The sequence below is a fragment of the Paraburkholderia tropica genome (assembly GCF_914484835.1).
Lineage (GTDB): Bacteria > Pseudomonadota > Gammaproteobacteria > Burkholderiales > Burkholderiaceae > Paraburkholderia > Paraburkholderia tropica_A.
Genome location: NZ_CAJZAR010000032.1, coordinates 182,255 through 205,417, shown reverse-complemented (window position 1 = coordinate 205,417; position 23,163 = coordinate 182,255). Strand labels below are relative to the sequence as shown.

Genomic DNA, 23,163 nt, shown 5'->3' with positions numbered 1-23,163 from the left:
GCGCCGCGAGCGCTTCGTCGCGCGCGACGAGGTTGAGCGCGTCGGCGTCGAGCAGCACGGGCACGTTCAGGCGCAGGATCTGGTCTACGAGTTGACGCGCCGACGCGCTACCGCCCATGCCGCAGCCCGCCGCGACGGCGTCCATCGCATCGAGCGCGAGCCTGGCCGCCGCGTGCAGCATCAGTTCGGGATGCGGCGCGTCGTAGGGCGGGGCGTCGCTGCCGAGAAAACCCGCGTGAACCTTGCCAGCGCCCGTGAGCAGGGCCGCGCGCGCGGCGAGGATCGGCGCGCCGCACATGCCGGTGTCGCCGCCGATCACCGCGAGCGTGCCGAAGGTGCCTTTGTGCGTGGCGTTGTCGCGCGCGGGCAGGGCGTCGGCGAATAGCGCGGGCGCGTTCAGGCGCGCAGGGGGCTGCGCTTGCGTCGGGGCGATGGTGGCGTCGAAGTCGACGCCATCGGCCAGACCGATCGGCGCTACGCTGACCACGCCCGCATAGTCGCGGCCCGCGCCCGTGTAGAGCCCCGGCTTCGCTGCGATGAATGTGACGGTGTGCGTCGCGCGCACGGCCGGGCCGTCGCCGACCACGTTGCCGGTGTCGCTGTCGAGGCCGCTCGGCACGTCGAGCGCGAGCACGTGGCCGCGTTGCCGCGCGCGCGCCGAGAGGCGCACGGCGAGGTCCGCGAAGACGCCGTCGAGCGCGCGTCCGAGGCCGATGCCGAACAGGCCGTCGACGAGCCAGCCATAGGCGTCGAACGACGCGGGCGGCGAATCGCTGATCTTTACGCCAGCGGCGCGCGCGGTGTCGAGCGCCCAGCGCGCGTCGTCGGGCTTTACGTCGACGGGCATGCAGACTTCGACCTCGACGCCCGCGCGTTTGAGCTGCGCCGCGACCACGAGCGCATCGCCGCCGTTGTTGCCCGGACCCGCCGCGATCCAGACGGGCTGCGCGCCAAGCGGCGCGGGCGCGTGGGCGATCTGTTCGAGCAGGAAGTGGGCCGCGGCCGCGCCCGCGCGCGCCATCAGCGTGTGCGGGGGCACGATGGCTTGCGCGGCGGTCTCGCAGGCGCGCAGTTGCGCGACGGTGAGGAGCGGCGCGGCGCGGTCGTGCGGGTTGACGAGGGTGGCGACGGAAGCGGTGGAGGCGGTCGAAACGGTCGAAGCGGAGGGCGTGGCGTCGGTCATGGTGGCGGGCGTCGCCGGGAGGCCCGGCGTCGCGTGCGGTAAAGGCGTCGATAACGCAACGATACCCGAGCCGTCAGCCATTGGCGCGCGCGCTCGCCGCCGTTGCGCTGAAGATCATGGCGGCAGACGCGAGAAGGGAAACGCGAAGCGGGAGAAACAGGACGGGGACCAGCGAGGCGTGTTCTGCGGCGGACGCGCCCCAAGCCCCGGCGCAAGGCCGAACCCGACGCGGCACGCCGCGCCGGTCGACAGGCTGAACCTTAGCTGCGGCCGGGCCAGAACGCCTCGATGGTCTCGGCGGGCAGGTCGGGGCGGCTGTTGGAGATCTGCTGCGCGATCAGGCGCGCGGAGCCGAGCGCGAGCGCCCAGCCTGCCGGGCCGTGGGCCGCGTTGACGTAAAGGCGCGAGTCGCCCACGCTGCCGACCAGCGGCAGGCCGTCGGCCGACAGCAGCTTCATGCCTTCCCACGCGAGCGCGGCGGAAATGCGCGCGGCGCCCGGCGCCCAGTCGCGCGAGGCCTCGCCGAGCAGCGCGAGCGCTTCCTCGGTGAGCGACTCGGGCAACGGCTCGTCGAGCTGCTTGGCGTGCTGGAGCACCGCGCCGCCCGAAATGCGCAGCCGATGGTTCATGCGCGTGATGGCGATACGGCGCGCGGCGTCGATCAGCGTCGTGTGCGGCACGCATTCTTCGTGCGCGACCGGCGAATTCAGCGTGTGCATGCGCAGCGGATAAACCGGCAGCTTGATGCCGAGCGGCGCGAGCAGCTTCGCGGTCTGCGCGCCCGCTGCCACGACCACGGCATCGGCGGAAATCACTTCGACTTCACGCGAGCGCGAGGCGTCGTCGGGGCGCGGCGCGAGTTCGACGGCCGCACGCTGGCTTTCGATGCGCACGGCGCTCACTTCGCGTCCGGTCTGGAACTGCACGCCGCCGAGCGTATCGAGCACCTGCTTGAGCTGCTTGACGAACAGCGGGCAGTTCGCCACGCGGCCCTGATCGAAGCGCACGGCGCCCGCGAACGGCGGATCGGCGGGAATGGTGTGTTCGGTGGCCACGCACTCGTGCGGCGTGAGCACGTGATGCGGCGTCTCGAAACGGCGCAGCAGTTCGAGCGCGGGCTGCGTGAGCGACCATTCATCGCTGCCGCGCACGAGGTAGAGCAGGCCTTCGCGCTGTTCGTATTCGAGCTGGAAGCGGCCTTCGGCGTCTTCGAGCACGCTTTGCGCCGAGTCGATCAGCGGACGCAGCAGCGCGTAGCGCGCCTCGAAGGCTTCGGAGCCGTGCAGCGTGGCGAGGCGTTTGACGAAGGCGCGCGCCTGACCGGTGAAGCCGGTCTTGCAGATCACGCCGCCCGACGACTGCCGGCCGTTGCGCAGGAAGGTGGGGCCGAACCAGACGTCGAGCGGGGTCGGCAGCACGATGCCGCTATGGCCGTAGGTCGCGCCTTGCGCAACGGTGGCGTGGCGCTCGACCACGCAGACGCGATGGCCCGCCGCGCGCAGCTGGTAGGCGGTGGCGACGCCGGCGATTCCGCCGCCAATGACGATGACATCCATGACGATTTGATCTGCTGGCAGGCGGCGTGCCGTCGGGCGAGGGCGCCGTGCCGAAGAGGGTGTGGCATGCGGCGCGCAAGCCGCGCGCCGATCGGTGAAACGCGCAATCATAGCAGCCAAATCGCCCAGCTCGCCATGCGAGTGCGCCGGTTGACGTGCCCGGCGCAAGGTGGCGTGCACGCGCGCGCCCCGGCGGCGCGGGTGGCCGCCGGCTGCGGCCGGGCGTGCCGGGGCGGGGTGTCGGGCAGTGTGCTGAGTGGCGCGGAGGCCCGTCCCGTCACCGCCTCCTGTCATAAAAAAAGCTGCCAGGCCGAATGCCGTGGCGGGATTAATGGCGTCGTCATCGCGAAAACGCGCACGGGCGTGCGCCGCGCGATGTGCGCGGATCGGCGTCGGGGGCGGTCGGAGAGGGGCTTCCGGGTTATAATCACGGCCTCCTTTCATCGCCCGACGTCGGCCCGACGTCGTCGCCTGCGCCCCCTGCGACGCCCCCCCGCGACGCACCCGTGCGAGGCCAGGCGCGACGTAACCTCGACGCAACGCCCCAGTCCATGGCCCACTTCTCGTGTTTCCCCGGTGCTTCGGCCCTCTCCGACTTCCGTCAGACCCGCCTGCTCGAGACGCTTCAGCGTATCGATGCCAACATCGTCGGCGTGCGCGGCCAGTTCCTGCATTTCGTCAACTCGGCCACGCCGCTTTCCGCTGACGACAGCGCGAAGATCGAAGCGCTGATGCACTACGGCGAGCCGTTCGCGGCCCCGCAGGAGCGCGGCAGCACGGTGACGTTCCTCGTCGTGCCGCGCTTCGGCACGGTGTCGCCGTGGGCGAGCAAGGCCACCGACATCGCGCATCACTGCGGCCTCGAACACGTGCGCCGCATCGAGCGCGCCGTCGAGTACACGGTGATCCTCAAGAGCGGCCTGCTCGGCGGCAAGAAAACGCTGTCGGACGAGGCGCACGCGGCGGTGGGTGCGGCGCTGCACGACCGCATGACCGAGAACGTCGCGGCTTCGCGCGATCAGGCGCTGCATCTGTTCGACGAACTGCCGGCGCGCCCGATGCAGACCGTCGACGTGCTCGGCCACGGCCGCAAGGCGCTGGAAACGGCCAACGGCGAACTGGGCCTCGCGCTCGCCGACGACGAAATCGACTATCTCGTCGAGAACTTCACGAAGCTGGGCCGCAATCCGACCGACGTCGAACTGATGATGTTCGCGCAGGCCAACAGCGAGCACTGCCGCCACAAGATCTTCAACGCGAGCTGGACGATCGACGGTCAGGATCAGGATCTGTCGCTGTTCGCGATGATCCGCAACACCGAGAAGATCAGCCCGCAAGGCACGATCGTCGCGTACTCGGACAATTCGTCGATCATGGAAGGCGCGGTCGCTGAGCGCTGGTTCCCGCGCAAGAACGGCGCGGACGGCGCGCCGGGCGAGCAGTACGGCCGCCACACCGAACTCACGCACACGCTGATGAAGGTGGAGACGCACAACCACCCGACCGCGATCTCGCCGTTCGCCGGCGCGGCCACGGGCTCGGGCGGCGAAATCCGCGACGAAGGCGCGACGGGCCGCGGCGCGCGTCCGAAGGCCGGTCTCACGGGCTTCACGGTCTCGAACCTCGATCTGCCGGAAGCGCGCGAAACGTGGGAAAACGCCCGCGACGCCGCCACGCCGCTCACGCACCGCAATCCGGCCGACGCGCACGGCGCCTACGGCCGCCCGGACCGCATCGCCTCGCCGCTGCAGATCATGATCGACGGCCCGCTCGGCGGCGCCGCGTTCAACAACGAATTCGGCCGTCCGAACCTCGGCGGCTACTTCCGCGTCTACGAGCAGAACGTCGCGGGCACCGTGCGCGGCTATCACAAGCCGATCATGATCGCGGGCGGCATCGGCAACATCAGCGCGCAACATACGCACAAGCACGATCTGCCCGAAGGTTCGCTGCTGATCCAGATCGGCGGCCCCGGCATGCGCATCGGCATGGGCGGCGGCGCGGCCAGCTCGATGGCGACCGGCACGAACACCGCCGAACTCGACTTCGACTCGGTCCAGCGCGGCAACCCGGAAATCGAGCGCCGCGCCCAGGAAGTCATCAATTCCTGCTGGCAGCTCGGCGAAGACAATCCGATCCTGAGCATTCACGACGTGGGCGCGGGCGGTCTGTCGAACGCCTTCCCCGAACTCGTCGACGGCGCAGATAAGGGCGCGCGTTTCGAACTGCGCAAGGTCCAGCTCGAAGAATCGGGCCTCTCGCCGCGCGAAATCTGGTCGAACGAATCGCAGGAACGTTACGTTCTGGCGATCTCGCCCGCCGATCTGCCGAACTTCGAAGCGATCTGCGCGCGCGAGCGCTGCCCGTTCGCCGTCGTGGGCGTGGCGACCGCCGAGCGCGAACTGAAGCTGATCGACAGCGACGAGCAGGCGCTCGCCGCGAACGGCGGCCATCAGCCCGTCGACATGCCGATGGACATCCTGCTCGGCAAGCCGCCGCGCATGCACCGCAACGTCGAGCACGCGAGCACGCCGCTCGTGCCGGTCGACGTCACGGGCATTTCGCTCGACGAAGTCGCGAAAAGCGTGCTGCGCCACCCGACGGTCGGCAGCAAGTCGTTCCTGATCACCATTGGCGACCGCTCGGTGGGCGGCACGAACGTGCGCGACCAGATGGTCGGCCCGTGGCAGGTGCCGGTCGCCGACTGCGCGATCACCGCGCTCGACTACGCCGGCTACAAGGGCGAAGCGATGACGATGGGCGAGCGCACGCCGCTGGCCGTGATCGACGCGCCCGCGTCGGGCCGCATGGCCATCGGCGAAGCCGTCACGAACATCGCCAGCGCGCCCATCGCGTCGCTCGACAAGCTCAAGCTGTCGGCGAACTGGATGGCCGCGTGCGGCGCGCCGGGCGAAGACGCCGCGCTCTACGACACGGTCAAGGCGATCGGCATGGAACTGTGCCCGGCGCTCGGCATCGGCATTCCGGTGGGCAAGGATTCGCTCTCGATGCGCACGAAGTGGAACGACGAAGGCGTGGCGAAGGAAGTGGTCGCGCCGGTTTCGCTGATCATCTCGGCGTTCGCGCCGGTCGAGGACGTGCGCCGTCACCTCACGCCGCAACTGCGCCGTGTCGACGAAGCGGGCGAGTCGGTCCTGATCGCGATCGATCTGGGCCGCAGCAAGAACCGCATGGGCGGCTCGATCTTCGCGCAGGTCACGCAACAGGTCGGCGACGCCGCGCCGGACGTCGACAGCGCCGAAGACCTCAAGCAGTTCTTCAACGCGATTCAAAAGCTCAACGCGAACGAACAGGTGCTCGCCTACCACGACCGCTCGGACGGCGGCTTGTGGGCGACGGTCTGCGAAATGGCGTTCGCGGGTCACACGGGTGTGTCGCTGAATGTCGACATGCTCACGCTCGACGGCGAGCACGGCACGGACTTCGGCGACGCCAAGGACTGGGCGAAGCAGACCAGCGGCCGTCGCGACGACCGCACGCTGCGCGCGCTGTTCTCGGAAGAACTCGGCGCCGTGATCCAGGTCCCGGCCGCCCAGCGCGACGCCGTGCTGGCCGTGCTGCGCGAGCACAATCTGTCGGTCTGCTCGCACGTGATCGGCACGCTGAACAACCGCGATTCGATCGAGATTTACCGCGACGCCAAGCGCATCTACGAAGCGCCGCGCGCCGAACTGCAACGCGTGTGGAGCGAAGTGAGCTGGCGCATCGCGCGTCTGCGCGACAACCCCGCCTGCGCCGACGCCGAATACGACGCGCTGCTCGACGCCGCCGATCCTGGCATGCAGCCGCAGCTCACGTTCGATCCGGCCGAAGACGTCGCCGCGCCGTTCATCGGCAAGGGCGCGCGTCCGCGCGTCGCGATCCTGCGCGAGCAGGGCGTGAACTCGCACCTCGAAACCGCCTACGCGTTCGACCGCGCCGGTTTCGACGCGCACGACGTCCACATGAGCGACCTGCTTGCAGGCCGCGCCACGCTCGCCGACTTCGCGGGCGCGGTGGCCTGCGGCGGCTTCTCGTACGGCGACGTGCTGGGCGCGGGCGAAGGCTGGGCCAAGACGATCCGCTTCAACGCGCAGCTCGCGGACATGTTCGCGGCGTTCTTCGCGCGTCAGGACACGTTTGCGCTCGGCATCTGCAACGGCTGCCAGATGCTGTCGAGCCTCGCCTCGATGATTCCGGGCGCCGAAGCCTGGCCGAAGTTCACGCGCAACAAGTCGGAGCAGTTCGAAGCGCGCTTCTCGCTCGTCGAAGTGCAGAGCTCGCCGTCGATCTTCTTCAACGGCATGGAAGGCTCGCGCATTCCGGTCGCGGTCGCGCACGGCGAAGGTTTCGCGGACTTCTCGCAGCAGGGCGATATCTCGAAGGTCGCGGTGGCGATGCGCTACGTCGATCATCGTGGCCAGGCCACCGAGGGCTATCCGTTCAATCCGAACGGCTCGCCGCAAGGCATTACCTCGGTCACGACCGCCGACGGCCGCTTCACCGTGCTGATGCCGCACACGGAGCGCGTGCAGCGCACCGTGACGATGAGCTGGCACCCGGAAGGCTGGGGCGAGGCGAGCCCGTGGCTGCGCGCGTTCCAGAACGCACGCAAGTGGGTGGGCTAAGGCGCGCTCGCGAGGCCTAGCTGATGTCTGACTGACACGGCCGGCCGCGCATCCCGGAAACCCCGGTCAGGTCCGCTACGGCGGGCATGACCGGGGTTTTTGTTTGGGCGTGCGGTGAATAGCGGGCGTATTCGCCGCAGATTATGCGGTGAATAAATTGTCGATGCGGCGAATACGCGCCATAATCACCGCATGAATAGCGGCGAATACACCTACATCTGGCAGGCCGGCGACTGGCCCGAGTGGCGCTTCGACATGGCGGCGCTTGCTCAGCCCATGGCCGAGGCGAGCCGCGCGCAAGGGCTGCTGATGGGGCGTCTCGCCGATGTCGGCATGCGTCTGCGCGACCAGGCGAGCCTCGCGGCGCTGACCGAGGACGTGCTGAAAACCAGCGAAATCGAGGGTGAGCGGCTGAGCGTGGTGTCGGTGCGTTCGTCGATCGCGCGGCGTCTGGGCGTGGATATCGGCGCGCTCGCGCCCGTCGATCGCCACGTGGAAGGCGTGGTGGAAATGGTGCTCGACGCCACGGGCAACTGCCGTCTGCCGGTCACGCGCGAGCGCCTGTTCGCGTGGCACGCGGCCTTGTTTCCGACCGGTTACGCGGGTCTCACGCGCATTCAGGTGGGTGCCTGGCGCGACGACGCCACGGGTCCGATGCAGGTCGTGTCCGGGCCGATCGGGCGTCAGCACGTGCATTTCGAGGCGCCGCCCGCGCCGCGCCTCGACGCGGAATTGCAGCGCTTTCTCACATGGCTCAACGCGCCCGCGCAGGTGCCGCCGCTGATCAAGGCCGGGCTCGGCCACCTCTGGTTCGTCACCTTGCATCCGTTCGACGACGGCAACGGCCGCGTCGCGCGCGCGATCGGCGACTTGTTGCTCGCCCGCGCAGACGGCAGCTCGCAACGCTTCTACAGCCTGTCGGCGCAAATCCAGCGCGAGCGCAAGGCGTATTACGCGATGCTCGAACGCACGCAGCGGCAATCGATGGACGTGACCGAATGGCTGCGCTGGTTTCTCGACACCTTGCATCGCGCGGTCGATCACGCGCAGATCACGCTCGACTCGGTGCTCGTGAAGGCGCGCTTCTGGCGTCAGTGGGCGGACGCGCCGTTCAACGAGCGCCAGGCCAAGGTCGTCAACCGGATGCTCGACGGTTTCGACGGCAAGCTCACCAGCAGCAAGTGGGCGGCGCTGGCGAAATGCTCGTCGGACACGGCGCTGCGCGATATCAACGACCTTGTCACGCGCGGCGTGTTGCGCAAGGGCGACGGCGGCGGACGCAGCACGAGCTACGAACTGACGCCGCCAGCATGAAAAAACCCCGCGCCTTGGCAGGTCGCGGGGTTCTTCCCACAGCGAAACCGGAGTTCGGTTTTACTGGATCTTCGCTTGCGCGCGCAGCTGCTTCTCGAAGCCGAGCAGCTTTTCCTGCTGGAGCTGCTGCACGATCTGCGGGCGAACCTGCTCGAGCGGCGGCGGCGCGATCGCGCGGATATCGTCCACGCGGATGATGTGCCAGCCGAATTGCGTGTGCACCGGCGTATCGGTGACCTGGCCTTTCTGCAGCGACGTGGCGGCCGCGGCGAACTCAGGCACGTAGGCCTTCGGGTCCGACCAGTCGAGATCGCCGCCGTTCTTCGCCGAGCCCGGATCCTTCGAGTATTGCTTCGCGAGGTCTTCGAAGCTCGCGCCGCCCTTGATCTTCGCGATCAGGTCCTTCGCCTGCTGCTCGTTGTCGACGAGGATGTGGTGCAGGTGATATTCCTTGCCGCCCGCGCCTTGCGTGAGCTTGTCGTACATCGCCTTGACTTCGGCGTCCGTCGGCTGGTTGTTCTTGAGGAAGTCCTGGATCCACGCGTGCAGGATGACCTGCTGCTGCGCCATCGCCAGTTGCGCCTTCACGTCGGGGCGATTCGGAATGCCCAGACGCGCGGCTTCCTGCATCAGCACTTCACGGTTGACCAGTTCTTCACGCACGGCCTTTTGCAGATCCGGCGTGTCTTGCTGGCCTTGGGCCACGACCTGGGCGACGAGCGCGTCGGCGCGCGACTTCGGAATCGGCGTGCCGTTCACGACGGCGATGTTCTGCGCAAAAGCGGGAGCCGCAGCGAACGCAGCCAGCAACACCCAGAGACGGGTTTTCTTCAAGGTCATCTGTAAGTCCTAACAGGGCGAACCAAAAGGGCGAACCAAAAAAGTGGGGCTTTTAGCGGGGCAGCGCTGCGGCTTCTTCGGGCGTGAGCGCCGTGATCGCGAGTGCATGGATGCCGCGCTGCATGGCCTCGGCCAGCGCATCATACACCATGCGGTGCCTTGCCACGCGGGCTTTCCCGGCGAATGCGGACGCAACGATCGTGACGTGATAATGCCCGCCCGCCGAGGCACCGGCGTGACCGGCGTGCTGCGCGCTGTCGTCGCGCACGACGATCGAATCGACCGGCGCGAGCGCCGCCGTGACGCGCGTTTCGATCAGCGCGAGGCGCTCCGCGGGACTGGCGTTGAGGAATACGTCGCTCATTCTTCTTCCTTCATGTGACGCGACAGCCACAGGCTCTGGCCGACGATGAACACCACCAGAATGCCGGTCGCGCCGAACAGCTTGAAATCGACCCACGCGTCGGTGGAGAAGTGGAACGCGACGAACAGATTCAGAATGCCGAGCAGCGCGAAGAAGATCGACCAGACGAAGTTCAGTTGCGTCCAGATACGCGTGGGCAGCGTGATCTGCTTGCCCATCATCGCTTCGATGAGGTTCTTGCCGAACGCCACCTGCGAGACCAGCAGCACGATCGAGAATGCCCAGTAGAGCACCGTGGGTTTCCACTTGATGAAGGTTTCGTCGTGCAGCATCAGCGTGGCGCCGCCGAACACGACGACGATGCCCAGACTCAGCCACAGCATCGGGTCGACCTTGCGGTGACGGAACGCCACCCAGGCGATCTGCACGAGCGTCGCGGCGATGGCCACGGCGGTCGCCGTGAAGATGCCCCATACCTTGAAGGCGACGAAGAACAGGATGATCGGGAACAGATCAAACAGAAATTTCATTATCGGCCTGAAGTTGGCTCAATGGTTGGTCCAATGAGCTGCTAAAAGAGGGCGCGACGCCCGCGCGGCCCCAGGGCCGGCGGGCGGTCGCGCCCTCACGCGAGGCGGCGCCTCGCTTACTTGGGCTCGAATTGTAGCGCAGCCGAATTGATGCAATACCGCAGGCCGGTCGGGGCCGGACCATCTTCGAACACGTGGCCCAGATGCGCGCCGCAGTTCTTGCAGCGGACCTCGATGCGCAGCATGCCGTGCGTGCGGTCCGTGCGTTCCTCGATCACCTCGCCGTCGATCGGACGGAAGTAGCTCGGCCAGCCGCAACCGGCGTCGAATTTCGTGTCGGATTCGAACAGCGGCGTGCCGCAGCAGACGCAGTCGTAGATGCCGCGTTCGTTGTGGTCCCAGTATTTGCCGGTGAAGGCGCGTTCGGTGGCCGCGTGGCGCGTGACCTGGTATTGCGTGGGGTCGAGCTTCGCGCGCCATTCGGCGTCGGACTTGTGGCCGGGGTAGGCGTCGGAGTTATGGTCGTCCTGGCTCATGTCGGGTTCCTGTCGGGTTGCGGTCGAGGGAAAGTGCGGAAGAGTCGCTTAGATGGGGACGCGCTCACGAAGAGCAACTGACTTCGAGCGAGCTGGCCCAGTCGGGCGGCAGCGCCGCATAGCTTTCGTATTCCGGCTGTTCGTCGAACGGACGCTTGAGCACCGTCGCGAGCCGCTCGACTTCGCTGAAATCCTTCTGCGCCGCGCGCTCGATAGCCGTTTGCGCGAGGTGATTGCGCAGCACGAACTTCGGATTGACGCGATTCATCGCTTCGGCGCGCGCGGCGTCGTCGCGGGTTTCGTGCGCGAGGCGCGCGCGGTACGTTTCGGCCCACGCATCGAACGCGGCGCGGTCGAGGAACAGGTCGCGCACGCTCGTGTCGCCGCTCGCGTCGTGTTTCGAAACACGCGACAGATAACGGAACGTCAGCGTGAAGTCGGCGCGATTCGCATGCATGATTTCGAACAGCTGGTTCGCGAGCTGATCGTCGCCTTCGCGCGCGTGTTCGAGGCCCAGCTTCGCGCGCATGCGCGCTTCGAGCGCGGGCGCGAAATGTCCCTTGAAGCGTTCGAGCACGCCTTGCGCGTCGGCTACGCAGCGCTCGCCGCGCGCCTTGTCGTCGGCGATGTCGTACTGCGCGCCGAACAGCGGCAACAGCGCCTGCGCGAGACAGAACAGATTCCAGTACCCGATCTGCGGCTGATTGCGGTACGCGTAGCGGCCCTGCGAATCCGAATGATTGCAGATGTGATTCGCGTCGAATCCGTCGATGAAACCGAACGGGCCGTAGTCGATCGTGAGACCGAGGATCGACATGTTGTCGGTGTTCATCACGCCGTGGCAGAAACCCACGGCCTGCCACTCGACCATCAGCGCCGCCGTCGTGCGCACGGCCTGATCGAGCAGCGCGAGATACGGATCGTCGGCTTCGCGCAGCTGCGGATAGAAACGGTCGATGACGTGGTCGGCGAGCGTGCGCAGCGCCTCCACGTTGTCCTGCGAATAGAAGTGCTCGAAGTGGCCGAAGCGCACGAAGCTCGGCGAGACGCGCGTGACGACCGCGGCCGTTTCGAGTTCCTCGCGGCGCACGGCCTGATCGGAGCCCGTCACCGTGAGCGCGCGCGTGGTCGGAATGCCGAGATGATGCATGGCCTCCGAGCACAGATATTCGCGTATCGACGAGCGCAGCACCGCGCGGCCGTCGCCCATGCGCGAATAGGGCGTGCGGCCCGCGCCCTTGAGCTGGACGTCGTAGCGCTGGCCCGCGTGCTCGACTTCGCCGAGCATCAACGCGCGGCCGTCGCCGAGCTGGCCCGCCCAGACGCCGAACTGATGCCCCGAATAGACGGCTGCATACGACATGGCCGAGGGCGGGCGTTCGCGTGTGAAGTTGCCGCAGAAAAACGCCGCGAACGCCGGATCGTTCACGACGCTTGCGTCGAGCCCGAGCAGCGCCGCCGTTTCCGGCGAGAAGCCGACCACGTAGGGCGCGGGCAGCGGTGCGCCGGGCAGGCGCGTGTGGAAGGTCGCGCCGAGCGCGGCGAACGCGTCGCTGCGCGATGCCGTGAGCGCGCGTTCGAAGTCGGCGAGGGCGCCGCTTTGCGGTGCCTGGGCGGCGGATGCGCCGCCTTGCGAGTCTGAAAGGCCTGGTGAAAACGACATATTGAGCGCCTATGGAATAGCCGATATTGTAAGTCCGCGCCCGCCGGCGTGCAGGACCGGCCATCGACGCCGCCGATACAGTGGTTGTCGTCGACATAATCAATCAGCGCCAATCGGCGTGCCGCCCGGGCACGCACGCGCCGGACCCGGCGAGCCCCGCTCCATCCCATAACGAGAATGACCGCATTCGAGTCGAGGAGACCGCCGAGCATGACTGCGCCGCTGCTGGGACACATGATGGACGTGCCGCTACTCGTATCGTCGCTGATCGCGCATGCCGCGCGTCATCACGGCCACACCGAGATCGTGTCGCGCCGCATCGAAGGCGACCTGCACCGCTATACCTACCGCGATTGCGAGGCACGCGCGAAGCAGCTCGCGCAGGCGCTGATCGCGCTGGGCGTCGAGCCCGGCGAGCGCGTCGGCACGCTGGCCTGGAACGGCTATCGGCACATGGAGGCGTATTTCGGCGTGACCGGTTTCGGCGCCGTGTGCCACACGATCAATCCGCGTCTCTTTCCCGAGCAGATCGCGTGGATCGTCAATCACGCCGACGATCGCTACGTGCTGTTCGACATCACGTTCGCGCCGCTCGTCGACGCCCTCGCGCCGCAATGTCCGAATGTGCGCGGCTGGATCGCGCTGTGCGACGCGTCCCATCTTCCGGCGATGAAAACGCCGGTGCTCGCGTATGAAACGCTGCTCGCGGCGCAAGACGGCGCGTACGCGTGGCCCTTGCTCGACGAGCGCAGCGCGTCGAATCTCTGCTACACGTCCGGCACCACGGGCAATCCGAAGGGCGCGCTCTATACGCATCGTTCGTCGGTGCTGCATGCGTATGCGGCGTCCTTGCCCGATTCGATCGGGCTCTCGGCGCGCGACGCGATCCTGCCCGTCGTGCCGATGTTCCATGTGAACGCCTGGGGCATTCCGCACGCCGCGCCGCTCAACGGCGCGAAGCTCGTGCTGCCCGGCAAGGATCTCGACGGCAAGTCGCTCTACGAATTGATGGAATCCGAAGGCGTGACCTGCTCGGCGGGCGTGCCGACGGTCTGGCTCGGCCTGCTCACTTATATGCGCGACGCGGGCGTGAAGTTTTCGACCTTGCAGCGCACGGTGATCGGCGGCTCGGCGTGTCCACCCGCGATGCTGCGCACCTACGAAGACACCTACGGCGTGCAGGTGATCCACGCATGGGGCATGACGGAGATGTCGCCGCTCGGCACGCTCGCGAAGCTCAACTGGGAGCAGGCGCAGCGTCCGCTCGATGCGCAACGCGCGTTGCTCGAAAAGCAGGGCCGCGTGCTTTTCGGCGTCGACATGAAAATTGTCGGCGACGATGGGCGCGATCTGCCGTGGGACGGCGTCGCGTTCGGCGATCTGCATGTGCGCGGGCCGTGGGTTATCGAGCGGTATTTCCGGCAGGAGGGCGGCACGCCGCTCGTCGACGGCTGGTTCCCGACCGGCGACGTCGCGACCATCGACGCCGACGGTTTCCTCCATATCACCGACCGCAGCAAGGACGTGATCAAATCGGGCGGCGAGTGGATCAGTTCGATCGAGCTGGAAAACATCGCGGTTTCGCATCCGGCGATCGCGGAGGCCGCGTGTATCGCCTGCGCGCATCCGCGCTGGACCGAGCGGCCGCTGATCGTCGCGGTGAAGAAGCCCGGCGCAGCGGTCACGCGCGAGGAACTGCTCGCGTATTTCGACGGCAAGGTCGTGAAGTGGTGGCAGCCCGACGACGTCGCTTTCGTCGACGAACTGCCGCACACGGCCACCGGCAAGCTGCAAAAGCTCAAGCTGCGCGAGCAGTTCCGCAACCACGTGCTGCCCACGGCGGCGGCCGCGAGCGAGCATTGTCCGATGGAGCCGCTCGACGTGCATGTGGACGTGAAGCTGGACGTGAACGCGGGCGCGCCTCGCAGTTCGTAATGAGTTGAGTTGAATTGAATTGAGTTGCTTCGGCGCGGCCAGCTGGCCGCGTTTTTTTATGCGCTTTCCGCGTGCTTTTGACGGCTTGTTTCCAAACCTGCCCGAGCGTCGGTACAAACCCTGACGCCTTTGTTATCGAAAAAAATGGAACGAACGTTCTTTTTTTGGTATTCTGCCTGCTGACCGGGAATGTCGGACAATGAAGCCGGCGACGCACAACGCGGCCCGCAAGCATGGAGGCAGGCAAATGGTAGTGGACAACGCGGCAGTGAAATACACGACTCGCGACGGCGTCGCCGTCATCACGCTCAACAATCCGCCCGTCAACGGCCTGGGTCACGCGACCCGCACCGGCATCGTCGAGGGCATCGCGCGCGCCAACAGCGACGCGGCCGTGACGGCCATCGTCATCACGGGCGCGGGCAAGGCCTTCTCGGGCGGCGCCGACATCACCGAATTCAACACGCCGAAGGCCACCCAGGAGCCCACGCTCCACACCGTCATCAAGGAAGTGGAAAAGAGCGCGAAGCCCGTGGTCGCCGCGATCCACAGCGTGGCGATGGGCGGCGGCCTCGAACTGGCGCTCGGCGCGCACTACCGCATCGCCGCGCCCGGCGCGCAGATCGCGCTGCCCGAAGTGAAGCTCGGCATTCTGCCCGGCGCAGGCGGCACGCAGCGCCTGCCGCGTGCGATCGGCCTCGAAGCCGCGCTGAACATGATCGTCAGCGGTGCGCCGGTGCCGAGCGAAAAGCTCGCGAAATCGGGCCTGTTCGACGCGATGGCGCAAGGCGATCTGCTCGACGAAGCCGTCGCGTTCGCGCGCAAGGCCGCCGACAAGCAAGGCCCGCATCCGCTCGTGCGCAACCGCAAGATCGAGCATCCGAACGCCGAAGGCTTCCTGCAATTCTCGCGCAACACCGTCGGCGCGATGTCGAAGAACTATCCGGCGCCCGTGAAGTGTATCGACGCGATCGCAGCCGGCGTGAAGCAGGGCTTCGACAAGGGCCTCGCCTACGAGCGCGAATGCTTCGTCGAACTCGTGCAGACGCCGGAATCGCACGCGCTGCGTCACGCGTTCTTCGGCGAGCGCGCCGCGAGCAAGATTCCCGATGTGCCGTCGAGCACGCCCATGCGCGACATCCAGAAGATCGCGGTGATCGGCGCGGGCACGATGGGCGGCGGCATCACGATGAACTTCCTGAACGCGGGCGTGCCAGTCACGCTGCTTGAAACGAAGCAGGAAGCGCTTGATCGCGGCCTCGCCACCATCCGCAAGAACTACGAAGCGCAGGTCAAGAAGGGCAAGCTCACGCAGGAGAAGCTCGACGCGCGCATGGCGCTGATCAGCCCGACGCTCTCCTATGACGACCTCAAGCAGGCCGACCTCATCATCGAGGCGGTGTTCGAGGAACTCGGCGTGAAGGAGCAGGTGTTCAAGCGTCTGGACGAAGTCGCGAAGCCGGGTGCGATTCTCGCCTCGAACACTTCGACGCTCGACGTCGACAAGATCGCGGCCTTCACGAAGCGTCCGCAGGACGTGGTCGGTCTGCACTTCTTCAGCCCGGCCAACGTGATGAAGCTGCTCGAAGTCGTGCGGGGCAAGGACACGGCGAAGGACGTGCTCGCCACCGTCATGCAGGTCGCGAAGAAGATCCGCAAGACGGCCGTGGTCTCGGGCGTGTGTGACGGTTTCATCGGCAACCGCATGATCGAGCAGTACGTGCGCCAGGCGCTCTACATGCTCGAAGAAGGCGCGCTGCCGGCGCAGGTCGACCGCGCGATCGAGAAGTTCGGTTTCGCGATGGGTCCGTTCCGCATGAGCGATCTCGCGGGCAACGACATCGGCTGGGCGATCCGCAAGCGCCGCTACCAGGAACACCCGGACATGAAGTACTCGAAGATCGCCGACCGTCTGTGCGAGACGGGGCGCTTCGGCCAGAAGACCGGCGCGGGCTGGTACGACTACAAGGCGGGTGAGCGCGCTGCGCTGCCCTCGAAGCTCGTCGACGAGATGATCGTCGCGTACTCGAAGGAAGCGGGCGTCGAGCGCCGCAAGATCAGCGACGAGGAAATCGTCGAGCGTCTGGTGTACGCGCTCGCGAACGAAGGCGCGAAGATCCTCGAAGAAGGCATCGCGTCGAAGGCCTCGGACATCGACATGGTCTATCTCACGGGCTACGGCTTCCCGCTGTGGCGCGGCGGCCCGATGCTCTACGCCGACACGGTCGGTCTCTACAACGTGGCGCGCTCGATTCGCCGCTACGCGCAGCAGCCGAACGGCGACGCCTGGCAGATCGCGTCGTCGCTGGCCGAGCGCGCGGAGAACGGCGGCTCGTTCAACTGAGCCACGCTCACGCACGTATCAACGTAAGCAAGAACGGACGAACATGATGAGAAGCGCAGACGACGTGCTCCTGCTGATCGACCTGCAATACGACTTCATGCCGGGCGGGGCGCTGGCCGTCGCGCGCGGCGACGAAGTCGTGCCGGTCGCGAACCGGCTCGCGCAGGGCTTCGCGCACGTGGTGCTCACGCAGGACTGGCACCCGGCGGCGCACGTTTCGTTTGCCGCGAATCACGCGGGGCGCAAGCCTTTCGAGACCGTCGCGCTGCCGTACGGCGAGCAGGTGCTGTGGCCCACGCACTGCGTGCAGGGCACGCAAGGCGCGGCGCTGCATCGCGATCTCGACGTGCCGCATGCGCGCGCGGTCATCCGCAAGGGGCATCACGCGGAGGTCGACAGCTACTCGGCGTTTCTCGAAGCCGACCGCACGACGCCCACCGGACTCGCGGGCTATCTGCGCGAGATGGGCGCGAAGCGCGTGTACTGCTGCGGCCTCGCGACCGATTATTGCGTCGCGTGGTCCGCGCTCGATGCGCGCGCCGCGGGCTTCGAGACCGTGCTGATCGAAGACGCCTCGCGCGCCATCGACCTGAACGGCTCGCTGGCCGCCGCGTGGGCGCAGTTGCAGGCGGCGGGCGTGACGCGCGCGCAGTCGACCGACGTGCTGCGCGGCGCGCTCTGAGGCCACGCCTTCATCCGTTCGAAGCATACCGATTCACCGGATCAACCCATTGGGATGGGATCGGCGCACCGCGCAAAGGCGCAAGCGCCGATCGACAAGGAGACACACAGATGACTGACGCCGTAATCGTTTCGACCGCCCGCACGGGCCTCGCCAAATCGTGGAAGGGCTCGTTCAACATGACCCACGGCGCCACGCTCGGCGGCCACGTCACGCAGGCCGCCGTCGAGCGCGCGAAGATCGACCCCGCGCGCGTCGAGGACGTGATCATGGGTTGCGCAAATCCTGAAGGTGCGACCGGCGCGAACATCGCGCGCCAGATTGCGCTGCGCGCGGGCCTGCCGGTGTCGGTGGCGGGCATGACCGTGAACCGTTTCTGTTCGTCGGGACTCCAGACGATTGCGCTCGCGGCGCAACGCGTGATCGCCGGTGAAGGCGACGTGTTCGTGGCGGGCGGCGTGGAATCCATTTCGTGCGTGCAGAACGAAATGAACCGCCACATGATGGCCGAAGGCTGGCTCAATCAGCACAAGCCGGAAATCTACTGGAGCATGCTGCAAACGGCGGAAAACGTCGCGAAGCGCTACGAGATCTCGAAGGATCGCCAGGACGAGTACGGCGTGCAATCGCAGCTGCGCGCTGCGGCGGCGCAGGCCGCTGGCCTCTTCAACGACGAAATCGTGCCGATGACGGTGCTCGCAGGCATCGCCGACAAGGCCTCGGGCCAGCTCATCACGAAGGAAGTCACGATCTCCTCGGACGAAGGCATTCGCGGCGACACCACGCTCGAAGGCGTCTCGAAGATTCGCACGGCTATGCCGGGCGGCGTGATCACGGCGGGCAACGCGAGCCAGTTCTCGGACGGCGCGAGCGCCTGCGTGGTGATGAACGCGAAGGTCGCGGAGCGCGAAGGCCTGCAGCCACTCGGCATCTTCCGCGGCTTCGCCGTGGCCGGTTGCGAGCCCGACGAAATGGGCATTGGCCCGGTCTTCGCGGTGCCGAAGCTGCTCAAGCAGGCGGGCCTCAAGGTCGAGGACATCGACCTGTGGGAACTGAACGAAGCGTTCGCGGTGCAGGTGCTCTATTGCCGCGACAAGCTCGGCATTCCCGCCGACCGTCTGAACGTGAACGGCGGCGCGATTGCGGTCGGTCACCCGTATGGGGTGTCGGGCGCGCGTCTCACCGGCCACGCGCTGATCGAAGGCAAGCGCCGCGGCGCGAAGCTCGTCGTCGTTACGATGTGTATCGGCGGCGGTCAGGGCGCGGCGGGGCTGTTCGAAGTCGTGTAACGCGTCCCGCGTGAGCGTGAGGGCGGCGCGCGTTCAGGCGCGGCCTTCACGCGTGGGACGCAGCGCCCAGGCGCTGGCGCGCGCAATCCAGCGGCGCGCCAACGCGATCAGCGGCGAAGTGGCCGCCGGCACGATCAGCACGCCGGCGGGCTCGCGTCCCGCGCCGCTCAAGCCGTACCAGCCGCGATCCTCGATCGGATAACGCTCGCCTTCGTCGATGCGCCGCGCCAACAGCGGTGCGACGTGACCGGCCGAGACGAGGGCGGCATCGCGATACGTCAGGCACAGCGTGCCTTCGACCGCAACGAGCGACGCGCCGCGACGCAAGGCGGTCCAGTGAACCTGATGGGGCGCGAGCCGCAGCAGCGTGCTGCCTGACGCGCCTGGGGCGACAGACGAGAGGGTGGGCAAGTCGTGCATGATCGAGACCTGAACGTTGAAATGCGGACATGCCCCGACTTTATGGGCGCGCACGCGTGCGCAACAGGCACAACGGGGCGCGATCCGTTGCGCTACAGCGGCATGAAACGCCGCGCTGTATCGGTGCAAAGCGGCAAGACGTGTATCTGTCGCGCTCGCCCGCCGCTCTGGCATCATCGACCGATGAACGTCCCCGATCAGCCTCTTTACCGGCAACTCGCCGGCCACTACCGGCGCTCCATCGAAAGCGGCGTGCTGCGTCCCGGCGACCGCATGCCGTCGATGCGCGCCTTCATGCGCCAGCACGACGTGAGTCTCGCCACCGCGACCGAAAGCTATCGCGTGCTCGAACGCGAGTCGCTGATCGAGGCGCGGCCGCGCGAGGGCTATTTCGTGCGCGCGGCGAGCGCGAACACGCTGCCCGCCGCGCGTGAGCCCGACTGGCACAACGGTAGCGATGCGGCGCAGCGCGAGCCGCTCGTCGCCCAGTTCGTCGGCATGCATGCGGCCATTTCCGCGCTTGTGGCGCGCTTTCAGCAGGTGCCCGACGCACTCAATCTCGGTGGCGTGACCGCCGCCGACGCGCTGTTTCCCGGCGAGGAATTGCAGAAGATCGCCGTGCGCATCCTGCGCCGCCGTCCCGATCTGCTCACGTCGCCGGGCCATGAACGCGGCGATCCGCAACTGCGCGCCGTGATCGCGCGCCGCGCGCTCGCGGCAGGCTTCGCCGTCCATGCCGACGACATCGTCATGACGAACGGCGGCACCGAAGCGGTCAATCTCGCCTTGCGCGCGGTGACGCAGCCCGGCGACACGGTCGCCGTCGAATCACCGTGCTTTTACGGCTTGCTTCAGGTGCTCGAAAGTCTCGGCCTGCGCGCGCTCGAAATTCCCGCGAGCCCGACCACGGGACTGTCGGTCGAAGCGCTCGAATTCGCCTTGCAGCAGCATCCCGAACTGAAGGCCGTCGTGGTCGTGCCGCATCTGCAGAATCCGCTCGGCTGTGTGATGCCGGACGCGCACAAGCAGCGCATCGTCGAGTTGTGCACGCAGGCGGGCGTGGCCGTGATCGAAGATGATCCGTACCGCGAACTCGTCGAAGGCGAGAGCGCGCCGCGCGCGCTGAAAGCGTGGGACAGCGCGGGCACGGTGATTCACTGCACCTCGTTCAACAAGACGCTCGCGCCGGGCATGCGCGTGGGCTGGATGGCGGGCGGACGCTGGCACGCGCGCATCGCCATGCTGAAGTTTTCGCAGTCGCGGCTCAACGAGCCGCTTTCGCAGGCCGTGCTCGCCGAATTCCTGCAAAGCCAGGCGCACGAACGCCATTTGCGCCGCCTGCGCGAGCGGCTGCGCGTGCAGCGCGAACGCATGGCGCAGGGCATCGGCGCGGCGTTTCCCGAAGGCACGCGCTTCACGCCGCCGCCAGGCGGCCTGGCGTTCTGGATCGAACTGCCGCGGCATGTCTCGTCGATGGCGCTGTTCGACGCCGCGCTCGCCGAGCGCATCCGCATCATGCCCGGCACCGTGTTCTCGAACTCGGGGCGTTTCGATCACTGCATCCGCGTGAGTTGTCCGGGGCCGCTGCCCCATAGCGCCGACGACGCGCTGCTGCGTATCGGTGCGATCGCGCATCGGCTGGCCCGCGAAAGTGCGGGGCGCGAAGCGTGAACAACGACATGAACGAAGGCATGAGCGCGCCATACCCGCGCGCCTGCGCGGGTATCATGACGGCTGCCTTGCGCCCGTGCCCCGCACGGCGCGCGAGCCCCGTTCAAGCAACAGTGAAAAGGTGAAACCGTGATTCGTCATATCGTGATGTGGAAGCTCAAGGAATCGGCCGAAGGCGCGACGCGCGCCGAGAATGTCGCGAAGTTCAAGACGCTGCTCGAAGGCTGCCGCGATCTGGTGCCGGGCACGCTGCATCTGGAAGTCGGCGTGGCGGGCGAAGGGCTCGATTCGACCTACGACCTCGCGCTGCTCTCCGATTTCGCCGACAAGGCCGCGCTCGACGCGTACCAGGTTCACCCCGAACACCTCGTCGTGAAGGACTTCGCCAAGCGCGTGGTCGAGTCGCGTCAGGCTGTCGATTACGTCGTTTGAATCTAGCCATGATCGGAACCGCAGATACCACCCAGGGCAGCGCGCCGAGCGGCGGCGAAGCCCAGCAGCCGCCCCAGCAACAAGGCCAGCAACAAGCGCAGCAACAGGATTCCCAGAACGCCGGCATGGTGATCGAAAGCCCGTTCGTCGATCATCTGGGCGCGCAGCTCGTGAGCGCGCGCGACGGCGCGAGCGAAGTGATGCTGCCGCTCGCCGAACGCCATCTGAACACGTGGGACGTCGCGCATGGCGGCGTAACCATGACGCTCGCCGACATCGCGCTCGCGATGGCCGCGCGTAGCGTGGCCGCCGACGGCGTGGGCGTCGTCACGGTCGAGATGAAAGTGAATTTCATGCAGCCGGGACGCGGCGAACTGCGCGCCTATGGCCGCGTGCTGCATCGCTCGACCACGATGGCCTATTGCGAAGGCGAGATCCGCGACAGCGAAGGCCATTTCGTCGCCAAGGCGCTCGGCACCTTCAAATACATGCGCAAGCTCGCCGTGGGACGCGACGTCACGCGTCAGCGCCTGCGCAGCGATCCCAACGCGAAGCCCGGTCCGAGCGACGGCTGATCGCCGCTTTCGCCCGCTTTTGCCGAGCTTCGTGCCTGGCTTGCGCGTCCGTCCTGCATGCGAGCATTCACGTATTCATCGCGGGCGCGCATCCGTTTCCATCCCGCGCGGCTCGTGCCGCGCCTCTTCGAAGCCTGACCACGCCAACATGACCCAGACCAATCGCCAGATCCTGCTCGCCTCGCGTCCCGAAGGCGCTGCCAGCGTCGATAACTTCCGTCTCGTCGAAACGCCGCTCGCGCCGCTCGCTCAGGGTCAGGTGCGCGTGCGCAATCACTATCTGTCGCTCGATCCGTACATGCGCGGCCGCATGAACGACAGCAAGTCGTACGCCGCGCCGCAGCCGCTCGATTCGGTGATGATCGGCGGCACGGTGGGCGAGGTGGTCGAATCGCTCAATCCGAAATTCAAGGTCGGCGACAAGGTGGTCGGCATGGCCGGCTGGCAGGAATTCGCCACCTCGGAGGGCAACGACATGCACGTCGTCGATACCACGCATGTGCCGCTTTCCGCGTATCTCGGTCCGGTCGGCATGCCGGGCGTGACCGCGTGGTACGGGCTGAACCGCATCATCGCGCCGAAGGCCGGCCAGACCGTGGTTGTGAGCGCGGCCAGCGGCGCGGTGGGCAGCGTCGTCGGCCAACTGGCGAAGCGCGCGGGCTGCCGCGCGGTCGGTATTGCGGGCGGCGCGGAAAAGTGCCGTTACGTGGTCGAGGAACTGGGCTTCGACGCCTGCGTCGACTACAAGGCCGGCAATCTCTATCAGGATCTCAAGGCCGCGACGCCGGACGGCGTGGACGGCTACTTCGAAAACGTCGGCGGCGCGGTGCTCGACGCCACGCTCGCGCGCATGAACGCGTTCGGCCGCATCGCGCTGTGTGGCATGATCGCGGGCTACGACGGCGAGCCGATGCCGCTCAAGTATCCGCAACTGCTGCTCACGCAGCGCCTGCTGGTGCAGGGCTTCATCGTGAGCGAACACATGGACGTCTGGCCGCAGGCGCTCGGCGAACTGGGCACCTTGGTCGCGAAGCAGCAACTGGCGTATCGCGAGACGATCGCCGATGGCCTGGACAATGCGCCCGCCGCGTTCCTCGGCATGCTCAAGGGCCAGAATTTCGGCAAGCAACTCGTCAAGCTGATCTGATGCACTTGATGGGCCGCCCGCGCGGCGGCCCGTATTTTCACCGATCATCTACCG

General features: G+C 67.2%; 18 protein-coding genes. 10 read left to right on the top strand and 8 right to left on the bottom strand.

Translation table 11 applies throughout. The features are described 5' to 3' along the window. Together LDO54_RS06415 and LDO54_RS06410 are read right to left on the bottom strand one after the other, a co-directional pair. Window positions 1-1,183 (bottom strand): NAD(P)H-hydrate epimerase (locus LDO54_RS06415; RefSeq protein ID WP_224008179.1); only part of this gene is annotated, 1,183 nt, incomplete at its 3' end. 260 nt (window positions 1,184-1,443) lie between these two features. Beyond that, window positions 1,444-2,739, bottom strand: a complete 1,296-nt coding sequence (locus LDO54_RS06410) for an FAD-dependent oxidoreductase (protein WP_224008176.1) — start codon at window positions 2,737-2,739, stop codon at window positions 1,444-1,446. Between the two features lie 551 nt (window positions 2,740-3,290). Between LDO54_RS06410 and purL the strand changes: the two genes are divergently transcribed. Then, window positions 3,291-7,367 (top strand): phosphoribosylformylglycinamidine synthase, encoded by a 4,077-nt coding sequence (gene purL, locus LDO54_RS06405; RefSeq protein WP_224008174.1) that lies wholly within the window; start codon window positions 3,291-3,293, stop codon window positions 7,365-7,367. A gap of 192 nt (window positions 7,368-7,559) precedes the next feature. Beyond that, entirely contained in the window at window positions 7,560-8,681 is a 1,122-nt protein-coding gene (locus LDO54_RS06400) for a Fic family protein (protein ID WP_224008171.1), read from the top strand. 60 nt (window positions 8,682-8,741) lie between these two features. On the opposite strand, the gene LDO54_RS06395 is transcribed toward LDO54_RS06400, so the two are convergent. From LDO54_RS06395 to LDO54_RS06375, 5 genes are all read right to left on the bottom strand, one after another. Further along, on the bottom strand, window positions 8,742-9,521 hold the full coding sequence (locus LDO54_RS06395) for a peptidylprolyl isomerase (RefSeq protein ID WP_224008168.1): 780 nt from the start codon (window positions 9,519-9,521) through the stop codon (window positions 8,742-8,744). Between the two features lie 52 nt (window positions 9,522-9,573). Beyond that, a complete protein-coding gene (locus LDO54_RS06390) occupies window positions 9,574-9,885 on the bottom strand; it encodes a BolA family protein (RefSeq protein ID WP_224008165.1) in 312 nt (103 codons plus the stop codon). Further along, window positions 9,882-10,415 (bottom strand): septation protein A, encoded by a 534-nt coding sequence (locus LDO54_RS06385; RefSeq protein WP_224008162.1) that lies wholly within the window; start codon window positions 10,413-10,415, stop codon window positions 9,882-9,884. The genes LDO54_RS06390 and LDO54_RS06385 overlap by 4 nt, the downstream gene beginning before the upstream one ends. A 116-nt stretch (window positions 10,416-10,531) precedes the next feature. Continuing rightward, on the bottom strand, window positions 10,532-10,951 hold the full coding sequence (gene msrB, locus LDO54_RS06380) for a peptide-methionine (R)-S-oxide reductase MsrB (protein ID WP_027814676.1): 420 nt from the start codon (window positions 10,949-10,951) through the stop codon (window positions 10,532-10,534). Window positions 10,952-11,015: 64 nt separating this feature from the next. Further along, a complete protein-coding gene (locus tag LDO54_RS06375; protein ID WP_224008159.1) occupies window positions 11,016-12,614 on the bottom strand; it encodes a protein adenylyltransferase SelO in 1,599 nt (532 codons plus the stop codon). Window positions 12,615-12,824: 210 nt separating this feature from the next. On the opposite strand from LDO54_RS06375, the gene LDO54_RS06370 reads away from it, so the two are divergent. From LDO54_RS06370 to LDO54_RS06355, 4 genes are all read left to right on the top strand, one after another. Beyond that, window positions 12,825-14,549 carry a 3-(methylthio)propionyl-CoA ligase gene (locus tag LDO54_RS06370; protein ID WP_224008156.1) on the top strand — a complete coding sequence of 575 codons (1,725 nt, stop codon included), beginning with the start codon at window positions 12,825-12,827 and terminating at the stop codon, window positions 14,547-14,549. Window positions 14,550-14,796: 247 nt separating this feature from the next. Further along, window positions 14,797-16,893 carry a 3-hydroxyacyl-CoA dehydrogenase NAD-binding domain-containing protein gene (locus LDO54_RS06365; RefSeq protein ID WP_224008153.1) on the top strand — a complete coding sequence of 699 codons (2,097 nt, stop codon included), beginning with the start codon at window positions 14,797-14,799 and terminating at the stop codon, window positions 16,891-16,893. Between the two features lie 46 nt (window positions 16,894-16,939). Beyond that, window positions 16,940-17,575: a bifunctional nicotinamidase/pyrazinamidase gene (gene pncA, locus LDO54_RS06360; protein WP_224008200.1), complete on the top strand. Its 636-nt coding sequence runs from the start codon at window positions 16,940-16,942 to the stop codon at window positions 17,573-17,575. Between the two features lie 110 nt (window positions 17,576-17,685). Continuing rightward, window positions 17,686-18,864: an acetyl-CoA C-acyltransferase gene (locus tag LDO54_RS06355; protein WP_224008150.1), complete on the top strand. Its 1,179-nt coding sequence runs from the start codon at window positions 17,686-17,688 to the stop codon at window positions 18,862-18,864. Window positions 18,865-18,897: 33 nt separating this feature from the next. On the opposite strand, the gene LDO54_RS06350 is transcribed toward LDO54_RS06355, so the two are convergent. After that, window positions 18,898-19,284 carry a hypothetical protein gene (locus LDO54_RS06350; protein WP_224008147.1) on the bottom strand — a complete coding sequence of 129 codons (387 nt, stop codon included), beginning with the start codon at window positions 19,282-19,284 and terminating at the stop codon, window positions 18,898-18,900. A gap of 183 nt (window positions 19,285-19,467) precedes the next feature. Here LDO54_RS06350 and LDO54_RS06345 point away from each other — a divergent pair, with 183 nt between their 5' ends. The 4 genes from LDO54_RS06345 (at window position 19,468) to LDO54_RS06330 (ending at window position 23,109) form a co-directional block, all read left to right on the top strand. Next, the gene (locus tag LDO54_RS06345) at window positions 19,468-20,955 is read left to right on the top strand and encodes a PLP-dependent aminotransferase family protein (RefSeq protein ID WP_224008144.1); all 1,488 of its coding nucleotides are present in this window, start codon (window positions 19,468-19,470) and stop codon (window positions 20,953-20,955) included. Window positions 20,956-21,084: 129 nt separating this feature from the next. Then, window positions 21,085-21,387 (top strand): Dabb family protein, encoded by a 303-nt coding sequence (locus LDO54_RS06340; protein WP_224008141.1) that lies wholly within the window; start codon window positions 21,085-21,087, stop codon window positions 21,385-21,387. Between the two features lie 125 nt (window positions 21,388-21,512). Continuing rightward, window positions 21,513-21,962, top strand: coding sequence for a PaaI family thioesterase (locus LDO54_RS06335; RefSeq protein ID WP_065065532.1), 450 nt, complete (start codon window positions 21,513-21,515; stop codon window positions 21,960-21,962). 148 nt (window positions 21,963-22,110) lie between these two features. Beyond that, window positions 22,111-23,109 carry an NADP-dependent oxidoreductase gene (locus LDO54_RS06330; protein ID WP_224008138.1) on the top strand — a complete coding sequence of 333 codons (999 nt, stop codon included), beginning with the start codon at window positions 22,111-22,113 and terminating at the stop codon, window positions 23,107-23,109. Window positions 23,110-23,163 lie beyond the last annotated feature (54 nt).